The 3822-nt window shown below is 62.2% G+C and carries 3 protein-coding genes; all 3 read left to right on the forward strand.

Features of this window, described 5'->3' with window-relative positions; translation table 11 throughout:
* On the forward strand, window positions 1-1610 hold a 1610-nt coding region (locus GIW04_RS28780; protein ID WP_236479462.1), incomplete at its 5' end, for an efflux RND transporter permease subunit.
* A gap of 7 nt (window positions 1611-1617) precedes the next feature.
* Complete coding sequence (locus GIW04_RS28785) at window positions 1618-2310, forward strand: heavy metal response regulator transcription factor (RefSeq protein WP_003188690.1); 693 nt, start codon at window positions 1618-1620, stop codon at window positions 2308-2310.
* Window positions 2300-3664 carry a heavy metal sensor histidine kinase gene (locus GIW04_RS28790; RefSeq protein ID WP_003188688.1) on the forward strand — a complete coding sequence of 455 codons (1365 nt, stop codon included), beginning with the start codon at window positions 2300-2302 and terminating at the stop codon, window positions 3662-3664. The genes GIW04_RS28785 and GIW04_RS28790 overlap by 11 nt, the downstream gene beginning before the upstream one ends.
* Window positions 3665-3822: the final 158 nt, after the last annotated feature.

Below are 3822 nucleotides of genomic sequence, written 5' to 3' on the forward strand. Positions count from 1 at the left end.
CCCCTTCCCACCCTGCCCATGCCAAGCCCACCTTCAGCGAACGCCTGCTGGCCGGCTATGCGCGCAACCTGCGCCGTGCCCTGGCGCACCAACGCAGCATGGTCGCGATCTTCGTGGTAACCCTGGCCCTGGCGGTGGTCGGCTATGTGTTTATCCCCAAGGGTTTCTTCCCGGTGCAGGACACCGGTTTCGTGCTCGGCACCAGCGAAGCGGCGGCCGACGTGTCGTACAAGGACATGGTCGCCAAGCACAAGGCCCTGGCCGAGATCGTCAAGGCCGACCCGGCGGTGCAGGCGTTTTCTCATTCAGTCGGCGTCACCGGCAGCAACCAGACCATCGCCAATGGCCGCTTCTGGATCGCCTTGAAAGACCGCAGTGAGCGCGACGTGTCCGCCAGCCAGTTCATAGACCGCATCCGCCCGCAACTGGCGAAGGTGCCGGGCATCGTGCTGTACCTGCGCGCCGGCCAGGACATCAACCTGAGCTCCGGCCCCAGCCGCGCCCAGTACCAATATGTGCTCAAGAGCAACGACGGCCCGACGCTGAACACCTGGACCCAACGCCTCACTGAAAAACTGCGCGCCAACCCGGCGTTTCGCGACCTGTCCAACGACCTGCAACTGGGCGGCAGCATCACCCACATCAGCATCGACCGCCAGGCCGCTGCGCGCTTCGGCCTGACCGCGACCGATGTCGACCAGGCGCTGTACGACGCCTTCGGCCAGCGCCAGATCAACGAGTTCCAGACCGAGATCAACCAGTACCAAGTGATACTCGAACTGGACAGCCAACAGCGCGGCAAGGCCGAAAGCCTCAACTATTTTTACCTGCGCTCGCCATTGACCAACGAGATGGTGCCGTTGTCGGCCTTGGCCAAAGTCGACCCGCCCACAGTCGGGCCTTTGTCCATCAGCCATGACGGCATGTTCCCCGCCGCCAACCTTTCGTTCAACCTGGCGCCTGGCGTGGCCCTGGGCGATGCGGTGATCATGCTCGACCAGGCCAAGAACGAAATCGGCATGCCGAGCACAATCATCGGCAACTTCCAGGGTGCGGCCCAGGCGTTCCAGAGCTCGCTGGCCAGCCAACCCTGGCTGATCCTCGCGGCGCTGGTAGCGGTCTACATTATTCTGGGTGTGCTGTATGAGAGTTTTGTGCACCCGCTGACGATCATTTCCACCCTGCCTTCGGCGGGCCTCGGTGCGCTGATCATGCTGTGGCTGCTGGGCCAGGACTTTTCGATCATGGCCTTGATCGGCCTGGTGCTGCTGATCGGCATCGTGAAGAAAAACGGTATCTTGATGATCGACTTCGCCCTGGAGGCCCAACGTGTGCGGGGCTTACCGCCGGAGGATGCGATTTATGAAGCCTGCGTCACGCGGTTCCGGCCGATCATCATGACCACCCTTGCCGCGTTGCTCGGCGCCGTGCCGTTGATGCTCGGCGCAGGCCCTGGGGCGGAACTGCGCCAGCCGCTGGGCATCGCGGTGGTCGGTGGCTTGCTGGTGAGCCAGGCGCTGACGCTGTTCACCACGCCGGTCATATACTTGTACCTTGAACGTTTTTTCCACAGGCCCAAACCAGCGCTGACGCTGGCGACCACACACTGAGGCGGTCATGCGCGTCCTGATTATTGAAGATGAAGAAAAAACCGCGGACTACCTGCACCGCGGCCTGACCGAGCAAGGCTACACCGTTGATGTAGCCCGCGAAGGCATCGAAGGCCTGCACCTGGCGCTGGAGAACGATTACGCGGTGATCGTGCTCGACGTGATGCTGCCCGGCCTGGATGGCTTCGGTGTATTGCGCGCCCTACGCGCCCGCAAGCAGACGCCGGTGATCATGCTCACCGCCCGCGAGCGCGTGGAAGACCGCATCCGCGGCCTGCGCGAAGGCGCCGACGATTATCTGGGCAAGCCGTTTTCGTTCCTGGAACTGGTGGCCCGCCTGCAAGCCCTGACCCGTCGCAGCGGCGGCCATGAACCGGTGCAGGTCACCGTCGCTGACCTGTGGATCGACCTGATCAGCCGCAAGGCCAGCCGCAACGGCCTGCGCCTGGACCTGACCGCCAAGGAGTTCTCGCTGCTCAGCGTATTGGCGCGGCGCCAGGGCGAGATCCTGTCCAAAACCGCGATTGCCGAGATGGTCTGGGACATCAATTTCGACAGCGACGCCAACGTGGTCGAAGTGGCGATCAAGCGCCTGCGCGCCAAGCTCGATGGGCCGTTCGAACACAAGCTGCTGCACACCATTCGTGGCATGGGTTATGTGCTGGAGAACCGCATGCAGGAAAACCACAGTGGTCGCTAATTCCATCGCCCTGCGCCTGAGCGGCATGTTCACCCTGGTGGCGCTGCTGATCTTCCTGTTGATCGGCGGCGCGCTGTACCAGCAGGTGGACCGTGGCCTCGGGCTGTTGCCAGGTGCCGAGCTGGATGCGCGCTACAGCGTGCTGGAATCGTCGATCAATCGCTTCGGCACGCCAGAGCATTGGGCCAAGATCAGGTCCAAGCTCAAGCTGTTGGGGGAAGAAGACAAGCGCATCCGTTTCTGGGTGGTCAGCAGTGACCCGAGCTACGAATACGGTGAACCAGATGCGCAGATTCGCGCCTTTGCCGAAGGCCCCACGGGCAAACGCGACCTGCGCTTGCCCGGTCACGATTATCCGTTCAAGGTGCTGGTCAGCCAGTTTGCCGCCAAGGACCAGCGCCCGGCGCTGCGCTTCATGATTGCCATCGACACGGAGAACTTCCGCGCCACCCAGCATCACTTGCTGGTGGCGTTGATCAGCCTGGCATTGGTGGGCGTCATACTGGCGGCACTGTTGGGGTTCTGGGTCGCGCGTATCGGCCTCAAGCCCCTGGGCAAACTCTCGGATGAGGCGCAAAAACTTGCGCCGCCGAAACTCTCCGGGCGCCTGCAATTGTCGCCCTTGCCGCCGGAACTGAGCCAATTCGTCAATTCGTTCAACGCCACCCTCGACCGGGTCGAACAGGCGTATTCGCGCCTGGAATCGTTCAACGCCGACGTCGCCCATGAACTGCGTTCGCCGCTCACCAATCTGATCGGCCAGACCCAGGTGGCTCTCACTCGCGGCCGTTCGGCAGAGCACTATTTCGAGGTGCTGCAATCGAACCTGGAAGAGCTGGAACGGCTGCGCTCGATCATCAATGACATGCTGTTCCTCGCCAGCGCCGACCAAGGCAGCAAGGCCACCAAGCTGATCGAAAGCGCCCTGGCCGATGAAGTGGCCACCACCCTCGACTACCTGGACTTCATCCTCGAAGACGCCCAGGTCGAAGTGCACGTGCACGGCGATGCCGTGGTGCAGATCGAAAAAGCCCACCTGCGGCGCGCACTGATCAACCTGCTGAGCAATGCCGTACAACATACCGCGCCGGGGCAAGTCATCGACGTGCACATTCAAGTGCAGGCACACCAAGTGACGATTGGCGTGACCAACCCCGGCGAGGCCATTGCCAGCGAACACTTGCCACGCCTGTTCGAACGCTTCTATCGGGTGGATGCCTCGCGCAGCAACAGCGGGGCCAATCACGGGCTGGGGCTGGCGATCGTCAAGGCGATTGCGTTGATGCATGGGGGGGATGTGTTTGTGCGCAGTGAAGGCGGTGGCAATACGTTTGGTATCACCCTGCCGGTCTAAACAACTCGGTTAAAAATGTGGGAGCTGGCTTGCCTGCGATAGCATCACCTCGGTGCGCCTGGCATACCGAGGTGTCTGCATCGCAGGCAAGCCAGCTCCCACAGGAGATCCCATCGCTCGCACTGTTGCGGTTTGGGCAATAGTTATTATCTTGTTAA

It is taken from the genome of Pseudomonas sp. PA-4-8C (assembly GCF_021606625.1).
GTDB classification, from domain to species: Bacteria; Pseudomonadota; Gammaproteobacteria; order Pseudomonadales; family Pseudomonadaceae; genus Aquipseudomonas; species Aquipseudomonas lactis.